This window comes from Paraburkholderia sp. BR13439 (genome assembly GCF_040948805.1).
Lineage (GTDB): Bacteria > Pseudomonadota > Gammaproteobacteria > Burkholderiales > Burkholderiaceae > Paraburkholderia > Paraburkholderia youngii.
Genome location: NZ_JBFPKN010000005.1, coordinates 141,082 through 165,461, shown reverse-complemented (window position 1 = coordinate 165,461; position 24,380 = coordinate 141,082). Strand labels below are relative to the sequence as shown.

Sequence of the window (24,380 nt, the reverse complement as noted above, 5' to 3'; positions counted from 1 at the left end):
CCATGATGCGTCGAAGCTGTGCCGCGCTGTCGAGCGCGGTGGTGGTGTCGTTGAGCGTGGCATTGTCGGGGGCGCTGGGCGGCGCGATGTGGGCTGCGTCGCCGGCGCATGCCGACGCGCGAACCGCATCCGCCGACTGGCATGTCGGCGAGACGAGCCGCGTGTTTCATCCCGACGTGTCCCGCAACTGGCGCGGCGCGCAAACGCAGGCACTGATCACGCGCATCTGGTATCCGGCCGATGCGACGCAAGCCGAGACGCCCCACGATATCGGCGCGCCCGGCCATCCGATGTTCGTCGGCCACGCCGCCGCCGACGATGCGCCGCTGTCCACCGCGCAGCCGAAATACCCGTTGCTGCTGCTGTCGCATGGCACCGGCGGCAGCGCGGACAGTCTCGACTGGCTCGCGGCATCGCTGGCCGCGCAGGGCTATATCGTCGCGGGCGTCAATCATCCGGGCAACAACGCGCTGGAGCCGCGCACGCGCGACGGCTTCATCCTCTGGTGGGAGCGCGCGACCGACTTGAGCGAAGTGCTCGACGGCGTGCTCGCGGACCCGCGATTCGGTCCGCGCATCGACACGACGCGGATCGGCGCGCTCGGCTTTTCGCTCGGCGGCTACACGGTGCTCGAAGTCGCGGGCGCACGTACCGATCGCGCGGCGTTCGAGCGTTTTTGCACGTCGCCCGAAGCCGATGCGATCTGCTCGCCGCCCGAAGCCGCGAGTCTCGCGCACGCGCCGGACGCGCCGGCGTTGACGGTCGACGGGCTATCGGCCGAAACGAATGCATCGCGCGCGCGTTCGGGCGACTCGTATCGTGATCCGCGCGTCAAGGCGGCGTTCGCGATCGCGCCCGCGCTCGGCGAGGCGTTCAACAGTTCGTCGTTCAAGGAAGTGACGATTCCGGTCGCGCTGCTCGCGGGCGAGGCGGACACGACGGCGCCCGTCAACACCAATATTCACCGCATTGCGGGCTTCATGCCGCAAGCGACGGTGACGATGGTGCCGGGCGCCTCGCACTACACCTTCATGGATGTGTGCGAGCCCGAGCTGATGGAGCGTCTGGCGCCGATCTGCAAGGACGGGCCGGGCGTCGATCGCGCCGCGATTCATGCGCGAACCGCGGCACAGGTACGTGATTTCTTCGCGGCGACGCTGCCGGCGCGCGGGCGTGAAGATTGAGTATTGCGGGACATGAAGGGCGTAGTATCGGTATGTTGAGTGCGTCGACGGCCCGGAGGAGGCCTTACTGCGGCGCATCGGCGCGGCCAGTCGGCCGGTTTGGGCATGAGCGTTGCGTATTCGGATTTCCCTTTGACACACGGAGGACAATCATGAGGATCGAATTCACCGGACGGCGGGAAGTGGTGGCTGCTGCGCGCGTCGCCTACGAGGCCAATGTGGACGGGAAGGACGTATGGTGCAGCGTGTCGCTCGACGCGCTCAATGACCATTTCGGCAACGGCAGCCTCGGCAACGGCGCCCCGTCGGCTCACGATCTGGTGGGAACGTTCGAGGCGAACCGCGCCCGCATTGAAAATGCTACGCGGCGGGTGCTCGAACGCAACGGGGGACGGTCCGTGGAACTCGAAACGCGCGACTTCGATTGAGCGGCCCGCTTGCGCGTATCGGGTCAACTGATTCGCGCCGCGGTGGAAAGGACTCTTCCACCGTGGCGACTATATCCGCAGCGCCGGCGCGGCTACAGTATCGACGCACACATTGCTTCATGCGTGTGAGCGAGAGAGTTGGACCCGGCTGCCGGCAGCCGGGTCTTTTTTTATGGCGCGTCCAGGCACACCATTATTTCGCAGGCAATTCGCCGCTGGAGCGTCCGACGATTAGCACGGTGATTCGCGCGACGAGTGAAAGGCTGCGGTATAGTCGCGGCAAACTTTAAATCCGTCTCTTCGATTCTCTGGAGAAAATCGTGCAGGAAATCATCGAAGGTCTGATCCGCTTTCAACGCGAGGTCTTTCCACAGCAAAGCGCGCTCTTCAAGCGTTTATCGACCGCGCAGAATCCCAGCACGCTCTTCGTGACCTGTTCGGACAGCCGCGTGGTGCCGGAACTGCTGACGCAGACCGAGCCGGGGTCGCTGTTCGTGATCCGCAACGCGGGCAACATCGTGCCGTCGTACGGCCCGGAGCCAGGCGGGGTGTCGGCAACCGTCGAATATGCGATCGCCGTGCTCGGCGTGACCGACATCGTGATCTGCGGCCATTCGAACTGCGGCGCGATGACGGCGATCTCGTCCTGCACGAATCTGGAGCACATGCCGGCGGTCGCGAGCTGGCTGCGTCACGCGGATGCGGCGAAAGCGATCAACGCGTCGCGTCACTATTGCTCGGATGCGGAGCGTCTCGCGGCGCTGGTCAAGGACAACGTGATCGCGCAGCTGGCCAATATCCGCACGCATCCGTCGGTGGCGGTCGGACTCGTGAACAAGACGCTGCGGCTGCATGGCTGGATCTTCAATATCGAAAGCGGCGAAATGCTCGCGCTCGATGGGAATACCGGTAACTTTGTGTCGCTTACAGATAATCCGGAAATTTATGCGGGTTGACGTGGCATTTAAAACGGGTTTTTGCTTTGAGAAATCAACAGCCCGAGCTTGCTGAAAGCCTTGCCTAAAAAGAACGCGGCGCAACGGATTTTCCGGTGCGCCGCGTTGTTTTTTGAGGGTTGGCCGGCGCTGTGGCGCGGCGTCGATCCCACCGCGCCGCGCGGCACAACCATCCCTGTCAGCTCGACGTCACCAGCGAATCCGACGGCACGACCTTCAACACATCAGGGCTCTTCGCAGCCGGGTTCGACCACAACAGATGCATGCTCGCCGCTCCGCTGCCGTGCACGTACTCGACCTTGATCGACGCGCTCTGGTTCGCGGCGAAATGGACCTTGCCCGAAGCGCTGCCTTGCGTCGTGCTCGTTTTGTCGATCACCTTCACGCCGTTGATCCACAGACGCGCGACGTTGTCGCTGTTGATCGTGAACGTGTATTCGCCGTCCTGCGCCGCCTTTAGCGCGCCAGTCCAGCGCACGCCGTAGTTGGTCGCGTTGACGCCGGCCGATGCGATTCGACCTTCAGCGCGGCGCCGGTGAAGACGTCGATCGCGCCGCTGATCGACTTCGATCTGAACACCGAGCGCGGCACCGATTCGCCTGATGCCCGCCTGGTCGATGGTCATAATTATTATTAAATTTGCATACCGCGAATGCGCTTGAAGCGTCGCCGTAACAGCGCAGAAATTGCCATGAATTATCAGTTCGTCTGACCAGTATCAGTGGATTCCCTCATTTGCAAAAGCGGGGCGCGAGGCATAAGCGCGAGAGCGCGCCAACTGGACGTGCGCGGGTCGTTCGATGCGCTCGCGATCATGGCGCTGCTCAGCGCGCTCGCGACGGTATCGCGTTGATCGTCGGCAGTTCGGTTGCCGTCGCGATGCGCGGCAAACCCGAGGAAGGGCCGCTCGTTTGAGCCGGCTTCGCGTCCCGCTGAAACAGGGTCGCGAAAGGCGCAGGAAAACTTGCTTGGGACTCCGATTAAAGGGCCCGTTTGCACAGAAGAATCCCCGTCGGTTTCGGACACATCCACGACGAGATCCGCCGATTCGTCAGTTGTTGGGTCTAAAAGGAAAACACTGTCCTTCGGATCGCCGACACTTTGACTAATGGGTCGTCGATCTGTCGGAATGGGGAGCGTGCTTTGTACAGCGAACCGAGAATGATCGTGTTGACGGGCCTCGTCTTCGGCGCGGTGACGATTGGGGCCTACGTGTCGCAGTTGGACAACGACTGGTCGTCCGGCCGGGACGTGAGCCTCGTCGCCGATGGCGAAAGGGGGGGCGGCGCGACGGGCGCGCCGGCAGCCCGGCACCATGCGCTGCGCGACGACGTGACTGCGCTGCAGTCTCAGCCGGCCGCGTCCATCGGAGCGCAGGCAGGCGACGCACTGGCCATCGCGGCGCTACAGTACGCGCGGGAGTCGAACAAGCTGCAACCGCAGGTGCAACCGCAGCCGCAGCCGACGAATCTGCCGCCACAGCCCGCGGTCACTTCGAACCGGACCCAGGCGCCGCCCGCGGCAAAGACAGTGCGCGCACACCATAGCCGGATTGCATCGGGCACCACGACGAAACCGCATTCAGCGCAAAGCGCTGTGACGACAGCGGGTACTCATGCACGGGGCAGCAGCTACCGGAAAAGTTCTACTGCCGAGCGCTCCGGCAAGAAAGCAGCTGGCGTGATGCCAGAGGCGCGGCCGTCGCCGCCACATGCAACGCAAGGCGTCGAATCGGCGTGGTCGATGCCGCGCGCGGGGCAGAGCAGCGAGGCCGCGACTCAAGCGGTTGCCAACAGCGGCCCCAAAACCCGCGCCGAGGTAGAGGCCGAACTCGTGCGCGCGAGAGAGAACGGCACGATGCCCGCGTTCGGCAGACCCGCACCGTCGGGACCTGGAGCGCACTGAAGCAGGGCGCCACGCCGCGTCCCATCAACCTTTAGATCAACGACGCGGCGAGCCGCGCGAAGGTGGTCTCGTCGGTGCGATCGAACGCGAGTGGCGTGACCGATACGCGGCCCGCCGCGACCGTCGCCGTTTCGCTGTCGGCATCGTTCTCGCGCGGGCCACGATCGAAGCGCAGCCAGTGATACGCGATGCCGCGCGGATCGACTTCCGGCAGCACCTCGATGTCCCTGACGAGCCCGACGCCCTGGCGCGTCGGCGTCAGCGGACCGGCATCGGCGGCATCGACGTCCGGGAAGTTGATGTTCAGGCAAGTCGGCGCCGCATGCTCGATCGCGAGCAACTGACGGATCACGCCGGGCGCGAGCGTGCGCGCGGTGTCCCAGCGCACGCGCTCGCGATCGGTGAATACCTGGCTCAGCGCGAACGACGGCAGTCCGAGCAGCAGCCCCGTCATCGCCGCGCCGACCGTGCCCGAGAACATCGTTTCGATGCCGAGATTGCCGCCGCGATTGACGCCAGACAGCACCAGCGTCGGTGGCGCGTCGCGCATCAGATGACGCACGCCCATCACGACGCAATCGCCGGGCGTGCCGGTCACGCCGAAACGGCGTTCGCCCTGGCGGCTCGCGCGCAGCGGCGAATGCAGGCTGATCGAATGCGACGTACCGCTCTGGTCGTGCTCGGGCGCGACCACCCAGACTTCGTGCGCGAGCTCGGCGGCAACCGCTTCGAGCACGGCGAGGCCGGGCGCGTCGATACCGTCGTCGTTCGTCAGCAGCACTCGCGGCACCTTGGATTCGTAAGCGGACATCGATTCAATCTCCTATGGGTCGTTCAATGGATCGTAGGGAAGGGACGCCCATTATCCGGCTTTCATTCGACGCGCGTACGATGACGTTGAGCCGCTAACCGACCCAGGACGACCCGCCATGCAGATCGACCCGTTTGAGATTGCGATCGCCGATCAGGACATCGACGATTTGCGCCGCCGCATCCGTGCGACCCGCTGGGCACCCGCGACGCCCGCGCCCGCGTGGCAGCAGGGCGCCGACCCGGCCTGGCTGCGCGAACTCGCGACCTATTGGGCTGGGCAGTTCGACTGGCGCGCGGCCGAACGCAAGTTGAACCAGCTGCCGCAATTTCTCGCCGACGTGAACGGCCAGACCGTGCATTTCGCGCATCGGCGCGCCGCGAGTGTCACGCCGGGATTCCAGGCTTATCCGCTCGTGATCACGCACGGCTGGCCCGGTTCGTTCTTCGAGTTTCACGCGCTTCTCGATCAGTTGTGCGACCCGGCCGCGTTCGGCGCCGATCCCGCCGACGCCTTCGACGTCGTCACGCCGTCGCTGCCGGGCTTCGCGTTTTCGCCTGCGCCCGCGCAAGCCGGCATGTCCGCGTTCCAGGTCGCGGACCTGTGGGTGTCGCTGATGCGCGGGCTCGGCTACGAGCGCTTCGGCGCGCAGGGCGGCGATCTTGGCGCGGGCGTGTCGATCGCGTTGGCCGCGCATCATCCGCGGGTGGTCGACGGCATCCACCTGAACTTCCTGCCGAGTTCCTACGAGCCGGCGATCGGCGCGGCGCAGCGGGAGCTGACCCCGGCCGAGCGGGACTATCTGCGCGAGAAGAACGACTGGGCCGCACTCGAAGGCGGCTACGCGCATCAGCACGGCACCAAACCGCTGACCGTCGCCGCGTCGCTGAACGATTCGCCGGTGGGACTCGCCGCATGGATCGGCGAGAAGTTTCGCGCGTGGAGCGATTGCGGCGGCGACGTCGAAAGCGTGTTCTCGATCGACGAGCTGCTGACCAATATCTCGCTGTACTGGTTCACGCAGTGCATCGGCCCGGCGATGCAGATGTATTGGGAAAACCGCCTGCAGCCGATGCGTTTCACCGACGGCGAGCGCATCGACACGCCAGTCGGCTTCGCGCTGTTTCCGAAAGAGATCAATCATCCGCCGCGCAGCTGGCTCGAACGAACCTTCAACGTCGTGCAGTGGAGCGAAATGCCGGCCGGCGGGCACTTCGCGGCGATGGAAAAGCCCGAGTTGCTGGCGGCCGAGATTCGCAAGTTCTTCAGGCCGTTGCGGCAGAAAACGCGTTAGGCCGCAGCGTAGCGCGCAAAAAGCGCATGGCGCATGGCGCAAACTTCAACCCGGGAGACCCACGGCATGAGCGCACCCGTCACGCTGCTTCTGTTCGACCTGGAAGGTGTGCTGTCGCACTACGACCGCGCCGCGCGTGTCGAGCGTCTCGCGGCGATCGCGGGCTGCACGGAAGAGACCGTGCGTCATGCGATCTGGGGCTCGGGACTCGAGGCGCGCGCCGACGGCGGCGAAATCAGCGACGACGAATATCTGCGCGAGCTCGGCGCGCTGCTCGGTTATCCGGTGAGCCGCGCCGAATGGCTCGACGCGCGGCTCGCGTCGATCATGCCAAACGAAGCGGCGCTCGCGCTGGCGTCGCGCGCGGCGCAGCGTTGCCGCATCGCGATACTGACCAACAACTGCCGCCTGCTGACCGACCACATCGCTTATCTGAATCCGCCCGTGGCGCGGCTGTTCGGGCCGCACGTGTATTCGTCGGCCGTGTTCGGCGCGGCCAAGCCCGCCGCGCAAACCTATCTGCGCTGCGTCGAACGGCTCGGCGCGGCCCCAACGGAGACGCTGTTCATCGACGACAGCGAGGCCAACGTGGACGGCGCGCTCGCGGCTGGGTTGCAGGGCTACCGGTTCGTCGACGCGGATGGCCTGGCGGTCGAATTCGCGCGGCGGGGTGTGCTTTAGCCGCTGCGATGACAGTCGAACTTCCACGCACGAGGGCACCTACCCGCTATGGCACTTGCGTCGAACCACGATCACCGCCGCCGCTTTCTGCGCGCGGCGCTCGGATTACCGGCAACACTCGCGTGGTCGCGCGTCGCGTCCGCGCAGACTAAACCACCCGGGCAATCTGGTACCTCCTTACCCCGCATGAACCGCCGCGCGATCCCGTCCACCGGCGAAGCGCTGCCCGTGATCGGCTGCGGCACGTGGCGTACCTTCGACGTCGGCGACGATGCCGCCGCGCGCGCCCAACTCGCCGACGTGCTGGGCATCCTGTTCGAAGCGGGCGGCTCGGTGATCGATTCTTCGCCGATGTACGGTTCGTCGGAAGCGGTCGCGGGCGCGCTGCTCACCCAGCTCGACGCGCATCGCAAGGCCTTCGTCGCCACCAAGGTCTGGACCGAGGGACGCGCAGCCGGCATCGCGCAGATGGAGGAATCGCTGCGGCGTTTTCAGCAGCCGCATGTCGATCTGATGCAGATTCACAATCTGCTCGACTGGCGCACGCAGCTCGCGACGTTGCGCGACTGGAAAGCGCGCGGCCGGATTCGCTATCTCGGCATCACACATTACACGTCGAGCGCGTTCGACGAGGTCGCGGCGGTGATGCGCAGCGAGAAGCCCGACTTCGTGCAGATCAACTACGCCGCCGACGATCGCGCGGCCGAGCAACGCATCCTGCCGCTCACGGCCGATCTCGGCATCGGCGTCGTGATCAATCAGCCGTTCGGTGGCGGTGGTTTGCTCGCGCGCGTGATGAAAACGCCGCTGCCCGCATGGGCTGCCGAAATCGGCTGCACGAGCTGGGCGCAGATTCTGTTGAAATTCGTGCTCGCGCAGCCGGCGGTGACGGTCGTGATTCCCGGCACCGGCCGGCCGCAATACATGGCGGACAACGTGCGCGCTGGATCGGGAGCGCTGCCCGACGCCGCGATGCGCGCGCGGATCATCGCGGCGGTCGGCGGCTGACGTGATGCGCAATCCACTGCGCCATCCGTCACTGCGTTTACTGACTGCTTTCCATTTGCATACACGCGCCGCGTCCCGCAAACGCCGCACGATCCGGGAATAAAACCCGCCACACGACAGTCATGCCTCACGAACCGGGTTCGGTTCGGCGAATCCCTATCGTGAGGTCATCATGTCGTCACAACATTCATTCGATCCGGCGCGTCGCGGCGCGCTGAAGTGTCTTGCGTTCGGTGGCCTGGGCACCGTGTTCATGCTGTCGGGCGGCGTGCTGACGCCGGTCGAACTCGCGCTCGCGGCCGACGCGAACACCGCGACGCCAGTGGCGGGCACGCCGCTTTTCCTGCAGATCAGCGACACGCATATCGGCTTCAACAAGGAAGCGAATCCCGACGTCGCGGGCACGCTGAAACAGACGATCGATTACGTCAACGCGATGCCGTCGCGGCCGCCGCTCGCGATTCACACCGGCGACATCACGCATCTGTCGAAGCCCGCGGAATTCGATCTGGCCGCGCAGCTGATGTCGGGATTGAAGATCACCGAGCTGCACACGGTCCCCGGCGAGCATGACGTCACCGACGGCCCCGGCACCGAGTACTTCAACCGTTTCGGCAAGGCGTCGGATAACCGCGGCTATTACAGCTTCGATCATCAGGGCGTGCATTTCGTCGGCCTCGTCAACGTGATGCATTTCAAGCCGAATGGCCTCGGCGGTCTCGGCAGCGAGCAGCTCGAATGGCTCGAAAACGATCTGAAAGGCCGCACGTCGAGCACCCCGGTCGTCGTGTTCGCGCACATGCCGATGTGGACGATCTACGAGCCGTGGGGCTGGGGCACGGGTGACGCGGGACAGGCGATGGACTATCTGAAGCGCTTCGGTTCGGTGACGGTGCTGAACGGTCACATTCACCAGATCGTGACGAAGGTCGAAGGCAACGTGACGTTCCATACCGCGCGCTCGACCGCCTATCCGCAACCGACCGCCGGCCAGGGCGAAGGCCCGGGGCCGCTGAAGGTCGCGAGCGACCAGTTGCCGAAGATGCTCGGCGTGACGAGCGTCAGCATCGCGCGTCATCCGCTGAAGGCGACGCTCGACGACACGACGCTCGCCTGACCGCACGCGCTACTTTTACGCTCGAGGAGATCAATGATGCCAACCAACCTGATGGGCCGAGTACTCGCAGTTGCGCTCGGCAGTGCCGCGATTCTGGCGGTGTCGGCGGGGCTCGGCTTCGCGCAAACCACCATGCCGATGCAGATGCCGATGAAGCCGGCGCAGCAGCAGACCGTCGCGGCGACGCCTAACGCGATGTTCATGAAAAACTTTAATTTCACGCCGACGGATTTGACCATCAAGGCGGGCACGACGGTCACATGGAAAAATCTCGACGGCGAGCCGCACACCGTGGTCAACGACGCGGGGCTGTTCCGCTCGGCCGCGCTCGATCAGAACGACACCTATCAATTCAAATTCGATAAACCGGGCGTGTACAAGATCTTCTGCGGCATTCATCCGAACATGAGGGCGACCATTACCGTGCAATGAGCGGTGCCATGGGCGGTGCCATGAGCGGCGAGGCGAACCGGGCAACCCGCGCCGCTCACGCGGTATGCAGCTCGCTCAACCGGCACAGCAGAATCCCGTAGCCGGTCAGATGTCCGAGGTACACGCTCGTAAACACGTTCGACGCGGGCAGGTCCTCGGTCAGTTGACGCAGGTCCTCGATATGCAGAGGCGGGGCGTCGAGCGGCGGACGCTCGACGCGCAGGTCCGCCGCCTCGGCCAGTTGCCGGTGAGCGCTGACGAGCCGGGCGAGCCGCACGAGAAACATTTCGCGCCACGCGGCATCGAGCGCGGCGAACTGATCGTGAAACGTGTCCATCGTTTCCAGAAAATTGACCAGCGAATCGAAAGTCTCCTGATAGCACGCGAACAGCGGTAGCCTTGCCGCGTTGCGCTTCAGATGCGGCGACACCCACGCCTGCTCGAGGTCGGTCTTCAGCAGCAAGTGGGCCTGCTTCAGGTTCGTGCTCAGCGTGCGCAGCTTCGAGGCCGCCGGCTTGATCTGCGCTTTGTCGAGCTGAGCCGCGGCTAGTTGCGCGACGACAGCGGTGGCCTGTTCGTTGCCGTCGTTGACGAGCGTGTTCGCCCAGTAGCCGTGATCGGGCGGAAATGCGATCTGCTGGATCACGAAGCCGAGGAACATGCCGAGTACCACGCCGATCAGACGCTGTTCGAGCAGAGGGAGATGTTCGCCCGTATAGAGCACGAGCGTGATCGGCACCGTGATGCTGGTCATCTGGAACAGCGACGGCCGCAGCGCGACGATGCTGAAGATCACGAGCGGCAGCAGTGCCGCGCCCATCCACAGGTGCGGTGCGGTCAGCCAGATCAGCAGCGTGCCGATCGGCATCGCCACCACGTTGGAAAACACCCGCTTATAGAAGTAGCTTCGCGCCGCCGAAATCGAGCTACCGAGCGCCAGCGTCAGCATCGTCGAACCGGCGAGCGGCACGGCCGCGTCGGGAAAACCGAGCAGGTACGGGATGCCGAAACCGATCCACAGGCCGAGCGTCAGCTTCGTGTACCTGGCGGTTTCCGAAAGAGAAAAGCGCGCGAGCGCGCGGCGCAGCGGCGTGAGGGGTTGGTGCTGATACCTGTTCGACATGATTCTCATGCTGACCGATGAGGTGGGGCCGGGCCGCGTCAGGCCGGGCCGCGTCAGGCACGGCGCGCGTTCGCGACATGCGCGCAGGTGACCTTACCACCGGGCGCGAACGGTTTCGGGAATTCGCACGCTATCAGGTTCGCGAGATGCTGCTTAAGGGCGCGCGGCGCTCAGTCCCACGAGGGTTTCAAACGGCGCTGTCGGGGTCGCGCGTGGGTGCGCGTTCAGGCGCGGTTGTTGCATGCGAGACGGCCACCGCGATGGCGCGTTTCGCGGAACCCGCGTCGCATTGGGCGTCGCGGTGACGGCAGGCGCGCGGCTGGCTGTCGAGCGATTAGCGGAGTTGGAGTTTTTACCAGCTTTGCGCACTTTTTTGCCAACTCACGCGGTATCCGACGGCGTCGTTCGAAGCACCCTGGAAGCGACGCGGAAACGCAACGCTGCTGTGTTGTCGGCCGTTCGCGACAGGATTACATTCATTGAGCATTGCGTGCGGCGGCAGCCCGCGAGCGCGGCTTACGTGGCGGCTCGTCGGTGCGCCAGCTGGTCAGCAGAAAGTGGCATACCCGGAGCGTATTGCGATGGCTACCGATCCCGACGATACCGACTTGCGTCATTCCACAACGGACGGTCGTTCCTCCTTCGAACCCGACGGCACGGACGAATCGGGCGTCCCGCCGCCGCGCTTCGGCCGCCTCGCGCTATGCCTCGCGGCGGCCGGCGCGCTGACCTTTGGCGTGATGGGCACCGTCGCCTACGGCGTCTGGTTCAACCAGGATCAGCAGACCTACGCGGATGCCATTGCGGGCGCACGCCAGGCGCTCGGTTCATCGGCGCCCGCGGTGCCGACGGTGGCCGTCGCGCACGCGCCGCAGGAGGCCGCCACGCCCGCCTTCGCGCAGTCAGCCACCCAGCCCACCACGTCAGACGTCGCGCTCGCAACGGCCGGCTCGAACGGCGGCTTCGAGGACACCAACCCGGCCGTGTGGTCCGGGCAGGTCCACCCGAGTACGCCCGAGTCGAATCTCACCGCCGCGCTGGCCGATACCCCGGTCGATGCCTCGGCGGATCTGTCGGCGGGTCTGTCGGACCACCCACCCACCGCCCCGATTGTTCCGACGCCCCCGCCGCGCTCCATGCGGCACGTCGCGAATTCGACCGCGAAGCCCGCGGGCGGTCAACATGCGAAAGAAACGCGCGTCGCGCAGCAGGAGCGGCGCGCGTCGTCGCAGCACAACGGCGGTCTGTTTGCGCGGATCGGACAGTTCTTTCGACGCGTGAGCTATCGTCAACATGACAACGGCCGACAGCAAGATCCCTACTCCCATCCCTGAGCACGGGGTCGCCGGGTCAGCGGGGCAAGCGGGGCTGCGCGGCGCCGCACGCGCGCGCGGGCCAGTGTGGCGCTTCCGGCCAGGGCCCGCGAGCGTCGCCGTGGCCGCGCTGTTGTGTCTGCTGTTCGGCCTGCTGTATGTGGCGATGCAGATCCGCACGGTGTTTTCCGATCAGCTGAAGCAGGAGTACGCGGGCCTCGTGCTCGAAGCCGCCGGGCGCGTCGACAGCGCGCGCGAACAGTTGGCCGCGTGGCAGCACATGGCCAACACACCGGCGAGCCACGACGCGTCGTTCGTGCCGGCCTATGATGCGGCGCGCGCGGAACTCGCGCGGCGTTTCGCGTCGCTCGCGGCGCTCGTCAACGCGAGTCCGTCGCCGGCGCCGCCGATTCCGTCGATGTCACCGACCCAGGCGACGCCCGAAGCCGTCGCGGCGGTGCTCGGCAGCGTCTCGGCCTACTGGCGCGCGCAACGCGACGCGGCGAGCGCCGACGTGCGGCTGCGCGTCACGCACGTCGCGCGCACGCTGATCGCGCTCGCCGCGCTGCTGTTCTGCATGCTGATCACGGCGCTCGGCATGTACGCGAAGCGCAACCGCCAGCTCGCGGGGCAGTCGCACGAGTTCGAACTGGCGTCGCTGCACGATTCGCTGACCGGCCTGTCGAACCGCCGCAAGCTGCTCGGCGCGCTCGACGCCGCCGCCAGAAACGCGCGGACCGCGGCCGTCGAGCCGCGCCTCGCCGTGCTGTATATCGACCTCGACGGCTTCAAGCAGGTCAACGATTCGTTCGGGCATCGCACCGGCGACGAATTCCTCGCCGCGGTGTCCGAGCGGTTTCGCGCGTCGGTGCGCAAAGGCGATCTGGTCGCGCGCATCGGCGGCGACGAGTTCGCGGTGCTGGTGCGCACCTTCGCCGGCGATGACGAGCTCGCCGAGATCGCGCGCCGGCTGATGGCCTGCGTGGTCGAGACCGACGAGCAGATGGGAATCGGCCGCGTGCGCGCGAGCGTGGGCATCGCGAGCTATCCCGACGACGTCGACGATCACCGCCGTCTGATCGCCGCCGCCGATGCCGCGATGTATCAGGTCAAGCGCGACGGCAAGAACGGCTTCGCGTTCGCGGCGCAGACGGGCAGGGAAGCGACGATGTGAACCTGTCGAGCGTCACTGAGCCTCGTTGCGCCACTCCGTCAGCTTCTCGCGCTCATTGAGTTCGATGAACGCCGGCCGTGCGCGCAGCCTGCGGATATAGCCCGCGAGATGCGGCCAGCCCACCGTCGCCGGGTGCGGCATGTTGCGGGTCCAGCGCATCAGCACGAGCGCGAGCAGATCGGCGGTGCTGAGCTGCTCGCCCGCGAGGTACGCGTGGCCGCCGGCGAAATGCGCGTCGAGCCGCTCGCACGCCGCTTCGATGCGGCGTTGCGCGAGCGCGCGCACCGCGTCGGCGCCGGCCGGGTCGCCGTCGCTACCGGCGTAGAACCAGTCGCGCATTGCGGGCAGCAGCGTGTTCGCGAGGTAGAGCATCCATTCGAACCATTCGCCGCGCGCGGCCGACCCCGGCGCGGGCGCGAGCCCGGCGTCGGCGTGGCGCTCGGCGAGCAGCATCAGCAGCGCGGCCGATTCATGCCGGGGCACGCCATCGACGACCAGCGTCGGCACGCGTCCGGCCGGATTCAAACGCAGATACTCGGGATCGTGCTGCTGGCCCGCGTCGATATCGACGAGGCGCGCTTCGAACGGCACGCCCATTTCGAGCAGCATCCAGTGCACGGGCATGCTGGCCGCGCCGGGCGAGTAGTAGAGAACGTAGGACATGTCGGGCTCCGTGGGTCGAGGGATGAGCGGTCGAACCGTGAACCGGAAGAATAAGGGGCTGTCGCCGAAGCGAACAGCCCCTTCAGATGCATCAGGCGCTAGCTGTCTTTCAATGCGCCGACGCGTGCTTCTCCTGCTCGGCCGCGCTCGGCTGCGTCACCGCGCTGACAATCACGAACACGATCACGTTCACCGCGAGCGCGAGGAAGCCGATGTTGACGTCCTTCAGCGCCTCGGGCAGGAACGGCATCAGTTGACCGACGCTCCAGTGCAGCGTCGTGGTCAGCGTGACCACCGCGACGCCCGCGACGATCCCGCAGAACGCGCCTTGCCTCGTCGCGCGGTTGCGCGGGAACAGGCTGCAGATCACGGCCGGGAACAGTTGCGTGACGAAGCTGTAGCCCATCAGCAGCAGCGCGACGATGGTTTCGCCGCCGTTCAGCGTGAAGAAGACCGCGACCAGCGCCACGATAGGCACGAGGACGCGTGCGATCATCGCGACCGACGCATCCGACGCGTTGCGGTTCACCATGCCGCGGTAGACGTCGTTGGCGAGCAGCGTCGAGGCCGAGGTCAGGATCATCGAGCCCGGCACCAGCGCGGTCAGGATACCGGCCGCGCCGATCACACCGACGAACCACGGATCGAACGTCTGCAGCGACAGGCGGAACAGCGACAGGTCGATGTCGGCCCCTTTCAGACCCGGCACGCGCAGCGTCGCCGCGAAGCCGACGAAGAACACGAACAGCAGGATCAGCTGATAGAGCGGCAGGATCGCAGCATTGCGGCGGAAGATGCGCTCGTCCTTCGCCGTGAAGATCGAACCGAACGTATGCGGCCACATGAAGAAGCCGAGCGCGGTCAGCAGCACGGTCGACTGGAACCATACTGCGCTCGAACCGTGCGCCGGGAAGGTCAGGAAGCCTGGACGGGCGGCGTCGATGGTGCGGAACATCGCGGCGAAGCCGCCGTAGTAGTGCAGCGGCAGATAGATGCCGAGGAACAGCACGATCGCGAGGATCAGCAGGTCCTTGACCACCGAGTTCCATGCGGAGCCGCGCACACCAGATACGATCACGTAGGAGGTCACGACGATCGCGCCGATCCAGATCGCCGCCGTCGACGAGATCACGCCATACGACGCGGTCGCGACGATGATGCCGAGGCCCTTCAATTGCAGCACCAGATACGGAATCAGCGCGGCCACGCCGACCAGCGCGACCAGCGTGCCGAGCGCCGGGCTTTCGTATTTGCGCGTGAAGAAGTGCGGCTGCGAGACGAGGCGGTGCGCTTTCGCGTAGCGCCAGATCGGTGGCAGCATCCAGTACGACAGGATGTACGCGAGCGTGCCGTACGCGAGGATGTAGTAGACCGGTGCGCCCTTGCCGTACGCAAAGCCGCTGCCGCCGAGGAACGTGAAGGTCGTATAGATTTCGCCGGCCATCAGCAGGAACACGAACGCGGTGCCGAAGCTGCGGCCGCCCACGCTCCATTGCTCGAGGCTCATGTCGTGGCCGCGCCTCGCGCGCACGCCGAGGAACAGCGCGAACAGCGTAACGGCAGCGATGATGACGAGTGCGCTCATGGGCGAACCTCCTCGCCATTGGCGGCGACGCGCCGGTTGGACGGATCGAGGTTGTAGACGATCGCCATGATGATCGCGCTCAACACCACCCACATGACGATCCAGGCCAGCACGAACGGCATGCCGAGCACGATGGGCTCGACCCGATTGACAAACGTAATGCCGACCAGAATGCCGATGAACGGCAACGCGGCAAGTACACGAAGAAGCATGCGGGCAACTCCTCGAACGGGTAGTTATGTGTCGTTGAAATTCCGGCTTCGCTGATGACTGTATGCCGGATACTTCGCTCCCGTAAAGCAGGTCAAAATAAATGCGAGGATTTCGACCGTTGCAATTGCATCTTTCCCGCACGGATTGCTGCGGTGCAAAGCGGGACGCGACGTGACGCGCCATGTATCGCGCGGCTTTTTTACTGGGCGACTGGCGCGCCGCGATATGATCTGCGAGCATTCCAGCATTTTCCGGTCCGCGCGATGCGCGCCGGATTCATGACCGGCACCGCGCCCAGGCGCGACCCCCCGCGAGCACATGCAGGCACACGCAGACACACGGACACGCACATGGTCGAAAGTCTGATCTCGGACATTATGTTCGGCTTCATCGGCATGATCAGCATCATCAATCCGTTCGGCGGCGCGTTCGTGTTTTTGGATCGGACCGCATCGTTGACGCTCGACGAGCGCGACGCGCTTGCCCGCAAGGTCGCGATCAACGCCGCCTGCGTGCTGCTGGTGGCGTTCTTCATCGGCACGCCGATCCTGCATTTCTTCGGTATTTCGATGGAGGCGTTGCGCATCGGCGGGGGGCTCGCGCTCGCCGTCGGCGGCTGGCAGATGCTCAATGCGCCTGACACGCCGGCCGAGCAGACGGACGTCAAGCGCGTCGATGCCGAGACCGCGAAGGCCCGTGCGTTCTTTCCGCTCACCGTGCCGCTGACCACCGGGCCCGGCTCGATCGCGACCGCGATCGCGCTGTCCGCGAATCGGACGCACAAGCTGTCGGCGTTCGTGATGTCGAGCATCGCTTCGGTCGCGATCACGTTCGCGGTGGCCGTCTGCGTATATCTGATCTATAGCCGCGCGACGGTGTTGGCGCGCTATCTCGGCGTGGAGGGCACCAAGGTCGCATTGCGGGTGTCGGCGTTCCTGCTGCTGTGCATCGGCGTGCAGATCATCCTGACCGGCGTGTCGGAATTCCTGACTCCGATCGCGACGATGCGGGCGACTACCCCGTAGCGACGCGTCGCGCGCCGATAAAGACCGAGGTCGTCGTCCTTGTTGCCGTCTTCGTGTTCGATAAGGTCGGGCGCGCTCATGGCAATGAGGATAACTGTCGATCTTCCCATATTGGCCGTCCCGACATGGGCTCAATCCGCGATGCACGGCAACCGCCGGCGCCATGCGTGCAACGGCGGCGGCGCCGCGGGCGGGTCGCCTTCCGGTGGTCCGTTGGGGTCGTCGAGCGGATCGTCCGGGATCGGATCGGGGTCGATGTTCGGCGGCGGCGTCTTGGGCGGGATCTCGGGGTCGACCTCGGGCGGCGTCGGCACATGCAGATGCAGCGGCAGCGGCAGCGTCTGCGTCGAAATCCGCGCCAGGGTGAGTGCGTCCAGGCCGAATGTGCCGATTGCACGGGGCGTTTGCCGGCTCGTGTCAGGTAAATCCATCAGGGTCTCCACAAAGTCTTCGTTCAGACGCGCAATGCTCGTGCCGCATGACGACGGATGTCGTTGCGTGGAACGCGACTTGCTGAAAACCCGCACACGCCGCATCGCGATGCCCGCGCGCGCCCGGCTCGCATTGGACATCACCCACGCAAAGCACAGAAAGAGGAACCCATATGGCGCGACACAAGGCCGACGTTGCTGACGACGACTTCGAGATTTTCGCCAGCTATCACGGAACAGGCGACGGCCGATACATAGGTGGACTGAAGGTCGTGAGGAAAGCGGACAGGCGGATTCTGTTTCCGTTCGACGGCGCACCGCAGATCGGCCCCTATGCGACCGCCGACGAAGCTCGCCGCGCCGCGATTGCGTATGGCCGCGAGATCGTCGCGGCCGATCGCGCCGCACCCGAAGGCTGAGCGCGCGCGGCAGGTGCGGTGCCTGTTCCGCGACACGTGCGGACGCGATCAAGGCATACCGCCGAGCGACGGCGAAATCGTGCTGCCACGCGCGGGATCGTCCGGATGTTCGTCGGGCTCGATGGGGCGCGTCGCCAGCGGCGGGTGATCGCGATAGCAGGTGTCGACCGAACCCTCGACGAGGCAGTTCTGGAACGCATCGGCGTCGCTCTTTTGCGCGAACGTGTACAGCGTGCGCTCGACCTGCACCTCGGTGCCGGATACGCGAATAGTCGTGATGCTCATAGGGTTCTCCTTTTTACAAAGCGAACGTGTGGCGCTACTGCCATCGAGATCGCAATGGCCGTGCCTGTCGCGCTGCGCTTGACTTCATCGGCAAGGCTCGAATGTTGCTGCATGAACCAGGTGGCCGTTCGACATGCCGCGTCACGACGCGAATCGACGGCCGAACACACGAGGAGGGCGTGATGCCAGATCCCCAGTCGACCAACGCCGACACCCAGCAGCAGGCCGCCACCCCAGGCGGCGAGCAGTCCCCGAGGCCGGATGAGCGCGCCGCACCCGCGATATCCGACGAAGTCAGAGCCCGCAACAGGCCGAGTGGCACGCACTACGTCGAGCCGAGCCCGCTCGGCATCGAACCGGTCGTGCAGACCGGCGTGGATAAAGCGACCAATCCGCCACGTTCGAGCGAGAGCCCGCGGCACGGCGCCGAAGTGCCGCTCGGCACCGGCGAGCACGCCGAACCGCCAGGGGGCGGCGGGCGCGAATCGCATCGCAAGCAGCCGGGCGAGCAATGACGCGTCGCGTTGTGAGCCAGCCCGTGCATCCAGTCCGTCAACCTTCAACCGGAGAAAGCGCATGCAACCGGACAACTCAACCGAATCGATGAACCCCGGCGACGAAGCGCCGCCCAACACACCAGGCGCGGGCGAAGACATTTGCCGCGCCTGCCACGGCACCGGCACGGTAGACGGTGCTCGCTGCACCGTGTGCGGCGGCACGGGCAAGGTGCTGCAGGGCATCGGCGGAGGCTAGCCGGTGCTGGAGCGCCGGTTCGCGGCAACCGCATCACAAGCCAGGAGCAATCATGTTCAACGAGTCAAAGCACGGCTTCGACGCCGCGCAGACCGAATACGAAGCTTTCATGCTGGAACCGCACGGCTGGGTGCCGAACAACAGCAAGCTGCCGGTCGTGCTGTACCGGCGCGCGCTGTCGCCCGGCAGCGGCAATCTGCCCGCCGCGTTCGAAATCCTGTTCGAGCGCAATGCATGGCCCGCGCAGTGGCGCAACAGCATCTTCGACTTCCATCACTTTCACGCGACGGCGCACGAGGTGCTCGGCGTGACCGACGCGAGCGCCGAAGTGATCGTCGGCGGACCCGGCGGACGGGTGGTGAGGCTGCACACGGGCGACGTGCTGCTGCTGCCGGCCGGCACCGGCCATTGTCTGCAATCGTTCGAGCCGCATTTTCAGGTGGTGGCGGGCTATCCGTTGGGGCAGCAGTGGGACATTCGCCGCGAAGCGCTGACGCCGCAGGAACTCACCGAGATGCTGGCGCTGCCGTTTCCGCCGCTCGATCCGATCGACGGCAAGCATGGTCCGGTGGTCGAGCTTTGGCTGCAGGCGGCGTGAACTTCGTCGTTCGCGAAGCAGCCGGTCTGCTGCGGGGTGGCGTGCAGAGTTGCGCGGTTAGGCGCATCATCTGTGGGCTTCGCCGCGATTTTCCCGCGCGCTTTCGGCAGTAACGTCGGCACGTGTGCGGTTCCACGTGCGGCTTTGCGTCCCGCTTCGTGTCCTCGTGCATACGCCCGGACGCGCGCGTTTCCATGACGACACGATGCGCCGATCCGTCCGCGCGCTCAGCGGTGTGCGTCGGCCGTCTCCCGAAATGCCGAACAAGGAGCGTCCCATGCAAAACGATCCCTCCCTCGATCAGCTGTGCATCAACACGATCCGCACGCTGTCGATGGACGCCGTGCAGAAGGCCAATTCCGGCCACCCCGGCACGCCGATGGCGCTCGCGCCGATCGCCTATCACCTGTGGCAACACCATCTGCGTTACGACCCTGACGAGCCGCTGTGGCCGAATCGCGACCGCTTCGTGCTGTCGGTCGGGCATGCATCGATGCTGCTGTATTCGCTGCTGCATCTGGCCAACGTGAAAGCCGTCGACGAACACGGCAAGCCGACCGGCGCGCCGGCCGTGTCGCTCGACGACATCCAGCATTTCCGCCAGATCGACAGCAATACGCCGGGCCACCCCGAGTACCGGATGACGACCGGCGTCGAGACCACCACGGGACCGCTTGGCCAGGGGCTCGGCAATAGCGTCGGCATGGCGATGGCCGCGCGCTGGCATGAGAACCACTTCAACCGCGCGGACGCGCCGCTGTTCGATTACCGCGTGTACGCGATGTGCGGCGACGGCGACATGATGGAAGGCATCTCGCACGAGGCGGCCTCGCTCGCGGGGCATCTGAAGCTGTCGAACCTGATCTGGATTTACGACAGCAACCGCGTGACGATCGAAGGCCATACCGACCTCGCGTACAGCGACGATGTGGCAAGCCGCTTTCACGGCTACAACTGGCACACGCTGAACGTCGGCGATGCGAACGACACCGCCGCGTTCGAAAAGGCGCTGGTCGAAGCGAAGAGGGTGACCGACCGGCCGACGCTGATCGTGGTCCACAGCATCATCGGCTGGGGCGCGCCGCACAAGCAGGACACCGCGTCCGCGCACGGCGAAGCGCTCGGCGTCGACGAAGTCGCGCTGGCCAAGAAGTTCTACGGCTGGCCCGAGGACAAGTTCTTCTACGTGCCCGAGGGCGTGCACGAACGCTTCGCGCAAGGCATCGGCGCGCGCGGCAAGGCGGCGCGCGAACAATGGCAGGCGAAGTTCGACAGCTACAAAAAGCAGTACGCGGAGCTCGCGCGCGAATTCGCGCAGATGCAGGCGCACGAATTGCCGCAGGGCTGGGACAGCGACATCCCGAGCTTCGACGCTGATCCTAAGGGGATCGCGACACGCGAATCATCAGGCAAGGTGCTCAATGCGATTGCCGCGCGCGTGCCGTGGATGATCGGCGGCGCGGCCGATCTGTCGCCGTCGACGAAGACCAACCTGAAGTTCGAAGGCGCCGGCAGCTTCCAGGCGGATAGCTATGGCGGCCGCAATCTGCACTTCGGCATTCGTGAACATGTGATGGGCGCGGTGGTCAACGGGCTCGCGCTATCGAATTTGCGCGCGTACGGCTCGACGTTCCTGATCTTCAGCGACTACATGAAGCCGCCGATCCGCCTGTCCGCGATCATGGAAGTACCGGCCATCTATGTGTTCACGCACGATTCGATTGGCGTCGGCGAAGACGGTCCGACGCATCAGCCGATCGAGCAGCTCGCATCGTTGCGCGGCGTGCCCGGCCTCACGGTGCTGCGTCCCGGCGACGCGAACGAAGCGGCCGAGGCCTGGCGGGTCGCGCTGACGCAGCCGCATCGGCCGACGTGCATCGTCGTGTCGCGCCAGCCGCTGCCGACGCTCGACCGCAGCCGCTATGCGTCCGCGAGCGGCGCGAAGCGCGGCGCGTATGTGCTCGCCGATGCGCCCGATGGCAAGAAGCCCGAGGTGATCCTGATGGCGACCGGCAGCGAGCTGTCGATCTGCGCCGACGTGTACGAGAAGCTGAAGAGCGAGGGCATCGCGGCGCGCGTCGTGTCGATGCCGTCGTGGGACATCTTCGAGCGCCAGGACGGCGCGTATCAGGAGTCGGTGCTGCCGGCGGACGTGGAAGCTCGCGTCGCGGTCGAGCAGGCTGCGTCGCTCGGTTGGGATCGGTATACGGGGCGGCTCGGCGCGCAGGTCGTCATGCATACGTTCGGCGCGTCGGCGCCGATTGCGGATCTGAAGAAGAAGTTCGGTTTCACGCCGGCAGCGGTGTATCAGGCGGCGAAGCAGCAGATCGAGCGGGTGAAGAAGGGGAAGGGCGCTTGAGCGTGCGGCGACGGTTTGAGTGAAAGGAGATATCAAATGGCCGAGATCAATAAGGAGGACGTGGTTGCGGTGCTGAACCGGATTCTCGAATCCGAGTTGGCCGGCGTCGTCCGATACACGCACTATTCGTTGCTTGTTTTCGGATTCGGACGCATCCCGATCCGGGAGTGGTTGCGCGCTCAGGCGGACGAATCGTTGTTGCACGCACAGCAGGCCGGCGAATGGATTACCACGCTGGGCGCCTATCCGTCGCTGGCGATCGGTCCTCTGCTCGACTCGCATACCTTCGATATCGCATCGATCCTCCGCGAGTCGTTGCAAGCCGAGAATGTCGCGTTGCAGTTGTATCGCGATCTGCTGGCGCTGGTGGAAGACCGCTCGGTTGCACTCGAGGAATTCGCCCGTCAGATGATCCACGTCGAAGAGATGCACGCGGGCGAGGTCGACAAGATGTTGCGCCGCCCTGGGGAAATGACGACGTCGGAGGAACGGCAGGCACCCCGGACTTGATCGTAGACGGCCCTCTGTGATGAGCGGGGCATCGCAGAGGGGCCGGCCAGGATCTCGTAGTCGACGCCATTCGTCACCACGCCGCCAAACCTGCGAGTACGGAGCCAACCATGAATTCCCCCCATTCAGGCGACGCCATCTCGACGCTGCCGCGCAGAGTGCTGATCGCAGTCGATTCATCGGAAGCATCCCGACAGGCGCTCGACTACGCGCGAAACCTTCTTCCCGCCGGATGCGACGTCCGCCTCGTGAGCGTGGCCGAGAATCCCCATAAGCTTTTTCCGACGGGCCGGCGCGTCGGCCACATGCTGGATCTGGCGCGCGATGAATTGCTCCGCGATGCGCTCGAGGCGCTCGATCGGGCGACGCAAACGCTAGCCGCGTGTGATGCACGCATCGACTCGGAAGTCATCGACCTCGCGAAACGCGGTAACGACGTCGTGGATGCCCTGATCGGTGCGGCCGACACATGGAGAGCCGACCTGATGGTGATAGGCGCGCGTCAACACCAGGGGTTGCAGCGTTGGGCCGAGGGTACGGTGTCCGAACGGCTGACGAGACGTCTGCGCTGCCCGATGCTGGTCGTCCCGCAGAGCTACAGCACGACGCACAGCGAGTTGCCCGAGCGCATCCTGTTCGCGGTCGATGGAAGTTCTCTGTCGATGTCCGCGTTGCAGTATGGAATACGGTTCGCTACGTCCGACACTGAATTGCGAGCGGTCTATGTGATCGATCGCGCCGTGCGGCTCTCCGATTGGATCCCGATCGATTCGCTCGAGGACTCGTTCGTCGGCGAAGGCAAGGAGGCAATAGCCGCTGCCGAGCCGGTTCTGGCGCGCGTGTCGGCGCGGGTCTCGACAGCGCTCGTCAGGACGAACCGAACCGACGATGATGTTGCTCATGCGATCGTGCGCGAGGCGGGCGGCTGGGAGGCGCAACTGATCGTGATGGGTACGCATGGCAGGCGCGGCATCACACGCTGGATACTCGGCAGCGTCGCTGGGCGGGTCTTGCAAATCACGCGAACGCCAATTCTGCTGATCCACGCTAGCGACGCCACTTCCGCATCATGAGCGAGTAGCGCTGCTACAGCCTGACTATGGCGCTGCGTTCAAGCGCGTCCGTTTCGCATTTGGCAACGGCTCGTGCTGCATCGGCCCCTTGATGAGCTCGCTCATCGCGTCGCGAATCCAGCGGTTGGCCGGCTCGTGATGAAAGCGCGGATGCCAGTGCAGATAAAAGTCGTAGTTGGGCGCGGGGAAGGGCAAAGGCAGCAGCTTGACGTTCACGAACTCCGCGAAGCGCCGCCCGACCGCCTGAGGCACCGCTGCAATCATGTCCGAGCCGGCGACGACGAACGGTACGCCGATAAAACGCGGCACGCTGAAGCGCACGTTGATGCGAATCCCGAGGCGTTCGTGCGTGCGAGCGAGCACGTCCTGCTCGCGGCCTTCGGGATGCACCATCACGTGCGCGGCCGCGCGGTACTGATCGAGCGACAGCGTGTCGCCGATTTCCGGATGATCTTCGCGCGCAATACACACATACGAATGCCGGTACAGCGCTTTGCGCTTCAGCGATTCGCTGTTCAAACCCGGAAAGTAGCCGATCGCGAGATCGACGTCGCCGCTCGCCAGACCTTCCTCCAGCTCCGGCATGCTGAGCGCGATCGTTTTGATGGTCACGTGCGGCGCGGTCTTGTCGAGAAAGTTCTGCAAGCGTGGCAGGAACACCATTTCGCCGATGTCCGACATACACAGCACGAAGCTGCGCGACGACGCGGCCGGACGGAATTCGGGCATCGGCAGGATTTCGGTCTGCACGAGATCCAGCAGCCGCGCAACCGGATCGCCGAGCGCCTGCGCGCGCGGCGTCGGCTCCATGCCGCGGCCGGTGCGCACGAACAGCGGGTCCTCGAACAGCTCACGCAGCTTCGATAACGCATAGCTCATTGCCGGCTGGCTGAGCCCGATGCTCACGCCCGCCTGCGTCACATGCCGCTTTTTCAGCAACGCATCGAACACTTTCAGCAGATTCAGGTCGACCTGACGAATATCCATGGTTTGGATGATGCCTATCGATGTCACATAATTGACGGATTTTGTCGCGCTTC

General features: G+C 65.3%; 29 protein-coding genes. 19 read left to right on the top strand and 10 right to left on the bottom strand.

Features of this window, described 5'->3' with window-relative positions; all coding sequences use genetic code 11:
• Positions 1 to 2 precede the first annotated feature (2 nt).
• The 3 genes from AB3X96_RS12295 (at position 3) to AB3X96_RS12285 (ending at position 2,568) form a co-directional block, all read left to right on the top strand.
• The gene (locus tag AB3X96_RS12295; protein ID WP_368589939.1) at positions 3 to 1,184 is read left to right on the top strand and encodes an alpha/beta hydrolase family protein; all 1,182 of its coding nucleotides are present in this window, start codon (positions 3 to 5) and stop codon (positions 1,182 to 1,184) included.
• Between the two features lie 152 nt (positions 1,185 to 1,336).
• Positions 1,337 to 1,612, top strand: a complete 276-nt coding sequence (locus AB3X96_RS12290; protein ID WP_013091756.1) for a DUF1488 domain-containing protein — start codon at positions 1,337 to 1,339, stop codon at positions 1,610 to 1,612.
• Positions 1,613 to 1,932: 320 nt separating this feature from the next.
• Positions 1,933 to 2,568 (top strand): carbonic anhydrase, encoded by a 636-nt coding sequence (locus AB3X96_RS12285; RefSeq protein ID WP_368589938.1) that lies wholly within the window; start codon positions 1,933 to 1,935, stop codon positions 2,566 to 2,568.
• A gap of 8 nt (positions 2,569 to 2,576) precedes the next feature.
• On the opposite strand, the gene AB3X96_RS12280 is transcribed toward AB3X96_RS12285, so the two are convergent.
• Complete coding sequence (locus tag AB3X96_RS12280; RefSeq protein WP_368589937.1) at positions 2,577 to 2,741, bottom strand: hypothetical protein; 165 nt, start codon at positions 2,739 to 2,741, stop codon at positions 2,577 to 2,579.
• Between the two features lie 5 nt (positions 2,742 to 2,746).
• On the bottom strand, positions 2,747 to 3,193 hold the full coding sequence (locus AB3X96_RS12275) for a PA14 domain-containing protein (protein WP_368589936.1): 447 nt from the start codon (positions 3,191 to 3,193) through the stop codon (positions 2,747 to 2,749).
• A gap of 536 nt (positions 3,194 to 3,729) precedes the next feature.
• On the opposite strand from AB3X96_RS12275, the gene AB3X96_RS12270 reads away from it, so the two are divergent.
• Positions 3,730 to 4,473, top strand: coding sequence for a DUF4148 domain-containing protein (locus tag AB3X96_RS12270; RefSeq protein ID WP_368589935.1), 744 nt, complete (start codon positions 3,730 to 3,732; stop codon positions 4,471 to 4,473).
• Positions 4,474 to 4,504: 31 nt separating this feature from the next.
• Here the strand turns inward: AB3X96_RS12270 and surE are convergent, their stop codons facing one another.
• Positions 4,505 to 5,284, bottom strand: a complete 780-nt coding sequence (gene surE, locus AB3X96_RS12265; RefSeq protein WP_368589934.1) for a 5'/3'-nucleotidase SurE — start codon at positions 5,282 to 5,284, stop codon at positions 4,505 to 4,507.
• A 118-nt stretch (positions 5,285 to 5,402) separates the two neighbouring features.
• Between surE and AB3X96_RS12260 the strand changes: the two genes are divergently transcribed.
• The 5 genes from AB3X96_RS12260 to AB3X96_RS12240 all read left to right on the top strand — a co-directional run bounded on the left by AB3X96_RS12260 (position 5,403) and on the right by AB3X96_RS12240 (position 9,816).
• The gene (locus AB3X96_RS12260; protein ID WP_368589933.1) at positions 5,403 to 6,578 is read left to right on the top strand and encodes an epoxide hydrolase family protein; all 1,176 of its coding nucleotides are present in this window, start codon (positions 5,403 to 5,405) and stop codon (positions 6,576 to 6,578) included.
• A 66-nt stretch (positions 6,579 to 6,644) separates the two neighbouring features.
• The gene (locus AB3X96_RS12255) at positions 6,645 to 7,259 is read left to right on the top strand and encodes an HAD family hydrolase (RefSeq protein WP_368589932.1); all 615 of its coding nucleotides are present in this window, start codon (positions 6,645 to 6,647) and stop codon (positions 7,257 to 7,259) included.
• A gap of 48 nt (positions 7,260 to 7,307) precedes the next feature.
• Positions 7,308 to 8,267 (top strand): aldo/keto reductase, encoded by a 960-nt coding sequence (locus AB3X96_RS12250; RefSeq protein WP_368589931.1) that lies wholly within the window; start codon positions 7,308 to 7,310, stop codon positions 8,265 to 8,267.
• Between the two features lie 172 nt (positions 8,268 to 8,439).
• A complete protein-coding gene (locus tag AB3X96_RS12245) occupies positions 8,440 to 9,384 on the top strand; it encodes a metallophosphoesterase (RefSeq protein WP_368589930.1) in 945 nt (314 codons plus the stop codon).
• Positions 9,385 to 9,528: 144 nt separating this feature from the next.
• Complete coding sequence (locus tag AB3X96_RS12240) at positions 9,529 to 9,816, top strand: cupredoxin domain-containing protein (RefSeq protein ID WP_368590147.1); 288 nt, start codon at positions 9,529 to 9,531, stop codon at positions 9,814 to 9,816.
• Positions 9,817 to 9,871: 55 nt separating this feature from the next.
• Here the strand turns inward: AB3X96_RS12240 and AB3X96_RS12235 are convergent, their stop codons facing one another.
• Positions 9,872 to 10,939, bottom strand: a complete 1,068-nt coding sequence (locus AB3X96_RS12235; protein WP_368589929.1) for an aromatic acid exporter family protein — start codon at positions 10,937 to 10,939, stop codon at positions 9,872 to 9,874.
• Positions 10,940 to 11,520: 581 nt separating this feature from the next.
• Between AB3X96_RS12235 and AB3X96_RS12230 the strand changes: the two genes are divergently transcribed.
• Both AB3X96_RS12230 and AB3X96_RS12225 read left to right on the top strand, forming a co-directional pair.
• Complete coding sequence (locus AB3X96_RS12230; protein ID WP_368589928.1) at positions 11,521 to 12,273, top strand: hypothetical protein; 753 nt, start codon at positions 11,521 to 11,523, stop codon at positions 12,271 to 12,273.
• The gene (locus AB3X96_RS12225) at positions 12,233 to 13,426 is read left to right on the top strand and encodes a diguanylate cyclase (RefSeq protein ID WP_368589927.1); all 1,194 of its coding nucleotides are present in this window, start codon (positions 12,233 to 12,235) and stop codon (positions 13,424 to 13,426) included. Before AB3X96_RS12230 ends, AB3X96_RS12225 begins: the two co-directional genes overlap by 41 nt.
• A gap of 12 nt (positions 13,427 to 13,438) precedes the next feature.
• Here the strand turns inward: AB3X96_RS12225 and AB3X96_RS12220 are convergent, their stop codons facing one another.
• From AB3X96_RS12220 to AB3X96_RS12210, 3 genes are all read right to left on the bottom strand, one after another.
• Positions 13,439 to 14,089 carry a glutathione S-transferase family protein gene (locus AB3X96_RS12220; protein ID WP_368589926.1) on the bottom strand — a complete coding sequence of 217 codons (651 nt, stop codon included), beginning with the start codon at positions 14,087 to 14,089 and terminating at the stop codon, positions 13,439 to 13,441.
• 109 nt (positions 14,090 to 14,198) lie between these two features.
• Positions 14,199 to 15,674 carry a sodium:solute symporter gene (locus AB3X96_RS12215; protein ID WP_368589925.1) on the bottom strand — a complete coding sequence of 492 codons (1,476 nt, stop codon included), beginning with the start codon at positions 15,672 to 15,674 and terminating at the stop codon, positions 14,199 to 14,201.
• Positions 15,671 to 15,886, bottom strand: a complete 216-nt coding sequence (locus AB3X96_RS12210) for a DUF3311 domain-containing protein (RefSeq protein ID WP_368589924.1) — start codon at positions 15,884 to 15,886, stop codon at positions 15,671 to 15,673. Before AB3X96_RS12210 ends, AB3X96_RS12215 begins: the two co-directional genes overlap by 4 nt.
• Positions 15,887 to 16,237: 351 nt before the next feature.
• Between AB3X96_RS12210 and AB3X96_RS12205 the strand changes: the two genes are divergently transcribed.
• Complete coding sequence (locus AB3X96_RS12205) at positions 16,238 to 16,912, top strand: MarC family protein (RefSeq protein WP_176105989.1); 675 nt, start codon at positions 16,238 to 16,240, stop codon at positions 16,910 to 16,912.
• A 131-nt stretch (positions 16,913 to 17,043) separates the two neighbouring features.
• Here the strand turns inward: AB3X96_RS12205 and AB3X96_RS12200 are convergent, their stop codons facing one another.
• A complete protein-coding gene (locus tag AB3X96_RS12200; RefSeq protein WP_368589923.1) occupies positions 17,044 to 17,355 on the bottom strand; it encodes a hypothetical protein in 312 nt (103 codons plus the stop codon).
• Positions 17,356 to 17,516: 161 nt separating this feature from the next.
• Here AB3X96_RS12200 and AB3X96_RS12195 point away from each other — a divergent pair, with 161 nt between their 5' ends.
• Positions 17,517 to 17,762, top strand: a complete 246-nt coding sequence (locus AB3X96_RS12195) for a DUF6723 family protein (RefSeq protein WP_013091739.1) — start codon at positions 17,517 to 17,519, stop codon at positions 17,760 to 17,762.
• Between the two features lie 48 nt (positions 17,763 to 17,810).
• Here the strand turns inward: AB3X96_RS12195 and AB3X96_RS12190 are convergent, their stop codons facing one another.
• Complete coding sequence (locus tag AB3X96_RS12190) at positions 17,811 to 18,047, bottom strand: hypothetical protein (RefSeq protein WP_176105986.1); 237 nt, start codon at positions 18,045 to 18,047, stop codon at positions 17,811 to 17,813.
• A 182-nt stretch (positions 18,048 to 18,229) separates the two neighbouring features.
• On the opposite strand from AB3X96_RS12190, the gene AB3X96_RS12185 reads away from it, so the two are divergent.
• The 6 genes from AB3X96_RS12185 (at position 18,230) to AB3X96_RS12160 (ending at position 23,340) form a co-directional block, all read left to right on the top strand.
• Entirely contained in the window at positions 18,230 to 18,562 is a 333-nt protein-coding gene (locus AB3X96_RS12185) for a hypothetical protein (RefSeq protein WP_368589922.1), read from the top strand.
• Between the two features lie 61 nt (positions 18,563 to 18,623).
• Positions 18,624 to 18,800, top strand: coding sequence for a hypothetical protein (locus AB3X96_RS12180; RefSeq protein WP_176105984.1), 177 nt, complete (start codon positions 18,624 to 18,626; stop codon positions 18,798 to 18,800).
• 52 nt (positions 18,801 to 18,852) lie between these two features.
• A complete protein-coding gene (locus AB3X96_RS12175) occupies positions 18,853 to 19,398 on the top strand; it encodes a cupin (protein WP_176105983.1) in 546 nt (181 codons plus the stop codon).
• A 277-nt stretch (positions 19,399 to 19,675) separates the two neighbouring features.
• The gene (tkt, locus tag AB3X96_RS12170; RefSeq protein WP_368589921.1) at positions 19,676 to 21,757 is read left to right on the top strand and encodes a transketolase; all 2,082 of its coding nucleotides are present in this window, start codon (positions 19,676 to 19,678) and stop codon (positions 21,755 to 21,757) included.
• 36 nt (positions 21,758 to 21,793) lie between these two features.
• Complete coding sequence (locus AB3X96_RS12165) at positions 21,794 to 22,267, top strand: bacterioferritin (RefSeq protein WP_368589920.1); 474 nt, start codon at positions 21,794 to 21,796, stop codon at positions 22,265 to 22,267.
• A gap of 110 nt (positions 22,268 to 22,377) precedes the next feature.
• Positions 22,378 to 23,340, top strand: coding sequence for a universal stress protein (locus AB3X96_RS12160; RefSeq protein ID WP_368589919.1), 963 nt, complete (start codon positions 22,378 to 22,380; stop codon positions 23,338 to 23,340).
• Between the two features lie 24 nt (positions 23,341 to 23,364).
• Here AB3X96_RS12160 and AB3X96_RS12155 read toward each other — a convergent pair whose 3' ends face one another.
• Positions 23,365 to 24,327, bottom strand: coding sequence for a LysR family transcriptional regulator (locus tag AB3X96_RS12155; protein ID WP_368589918.1), 963 nt, complete (start codon positions 24,325 to 24,327; stop codon positions 23,365 to 23,367).
• Positions 24,328 to 24,380: the final 53 nt, after the last annotated feature.

Coding starts and splice junctions, on each gene's coding strand:
- AB3X96_RS12295 (WP_368589939.1), top strand. CDS start 3: ATGATGCGTCGAAGCTGTGCCGCGCTGTCGAGCGCGGTGGTGGTGTCG.
- AB3X96_RS12290 (WP_013091756.1), top strand. CDS start 1,337: ATGAGGATCGAATTCACCGGACGGCGGGAAGTGGTGGCTGCTGCGCGC.
- AB3X96_RS12280 (WP_368589937.1), bottom strand. CDS start 2,741: ATGGTTGTGCCGCGCGGCGCGGTGGGATCGACGCCGCGCCACAGCGCC.
- AB3X96_RS12275 (WP_368589936.1), bottom strand. CDS start 3,193: ATGACCATCGACCAGGCGGGCATCAGGCGAATCGGTGCCGCGCTCGGT.
- AB3X96_RS12270 (WP_368589935.1), top strand. CDS start 3,730: ATGATCGTGTTGACGGGCCTCGTCTTCGGCGCGGTGACGATTGGGGCC.
- surE (WP_368589934.1), bottom strand. CDS start 5,284: ATGTCCGCTTACGAATCCAAGGTGCCGCGAGTGCTGCTGACGAACGAC.
- AB3X96_RS12260 (WP_368589933.1), top strand. CDS start 5,403: ATGCAGATCGACCCGTTTGAGATTGCGATCGCCGATCAGGACATCGAC.
- AB3X96_RS12255 (WP_368589932.1), top strand. CDS start 6,645: ATGAGCGCACCCGTCACGCTGCTTCTGTTCGACCTGGAAGGTGTGCTG.
- AB3X96_RS12250 (WP_368589931.1), top strand. CDS start 7,308: ATGGCACTTGCGTCGAACCACGATCACCGCCGCCGCTTTCTGCGCGCG.
- AB3X96_RS12245 (WP_368589930.1), top strand. CDS start 8,440: ATGTCGTCACAACATTCATTCGATCCGGCGCGTCGCGGCGCGCTGAAG.
- AB3X96_RS12240 (WP_368590147.1), top strand. CDS start 9,529: ATGCCGATGAAGCCGGCGCAGCAGCAGACCGTCGCGGCGACGCCTAAC.
- AB3X96_RS12235 (WP_368589929.1), bottom strand. CDS start 10,939: ATGTCGAACAGGTATCAGCACCAACCCCTCACGCCGCTGCGCCGCGCG.
- AB3X96_RS12230 (WP_368589928.1), top strand. CDS start 11,521: ATGGCTACCGATCCCGACGATACCGACTTGCGTCATTCCACAACGGAC.
- AB3X96_RS12225 (WP_368589927.1), top strand. CDS start 12,233: ATGACAACGGCCGACAGCAAGATCCCTACTCCCATCCCTGAGCACGGG.
- AB3X96_RS12220 (WP_368589926.1), bottom strand. CDS start 14,089: ATGTCCTACGTTCTCTACTACTCGCCCGGCGCGGCCAGCATGCCCGTG.
- AB3X96_RS12215 (WP_368589925.1), bottom strand. CDS start 15,674: ATGAGCGCACTCGTCATCATCGCTGCCGTTACGCTGTTCGCGCTGTTC.
- AB3X96_RS12210 (WP_368589924.1), bottom strand. CDS start 15,886: ATGCTTCTTCGTGTACTTGCCGCGTTGCCGTTCATCGGCATTCTGGTC.
- AB3X96_RS12205 (WP_176105989.1), top strand. CDS start 16,238: ATGGTCGAAAGTCTGATCTCGGACATTATGTTCGGCTTCATCGGCATG.
- AB3X96_RS12195 (WP_013091739.1), top strand. CDS start 17,517: ATGGCGCGACACAAGGCCGACGTTGCTGACGACGACTTCGAGATTTTC.
- AB3X96_RS12190 (WP_176105986.1), bottom strand. CDS start 18,047: ATGAGCATCACGACTATTCGCGTATCCGGCACCGAGGTGCAGGTCGAG.
- AB3X96_RS12185 (WP_368589922.1), top strand. CDS start 18,230: ATGCCAGATCCCCAGTCGACCAACGCCGACACCCAGCAGCAGGCCGCC.
- AB3X96_RS12180 (WP_176105984.1), top strand. CDS start 18,624: ATGCAACCGGACAACTCAACCGAATCGATGAACCCCGGCGACGAAGCG.
- AB3X96_RS12175 (WP_176105983.1), top strand. CDS start 18,853: ATGTTCAACGAGTCAAAGCACGGCTTCGACGCCGCGCAGACCGAATAC.
- tkt (WP_368589921.1), top strand. CDS start 19,676: ATGCAAAACGATCCCTCCCTCGATCAGCTGTGCATCAACACGATCCGC.
- AB3X96_RS12165 (WP_368589920.1), top strand. CDS start 21,794: ATGGCCGAGATCAATAAGGAGGACGTGGTTGCGGTGCTGAACCGGATT.
- AB3X96_RS12160 (WP_368589919.1), top strand. CDS start 22,378: ATGAATTCCCCCCATTCAGGCGACGCCATCTCGACGCTGCCGCGCAGA.
- AB3X96_RS12155 (WP_368589918.1), bottom strand. CDS start 24,327: ATGGATATTCGTCAGGTCGACCTGAATCTGCTGAAAGTGTTCGATGCG.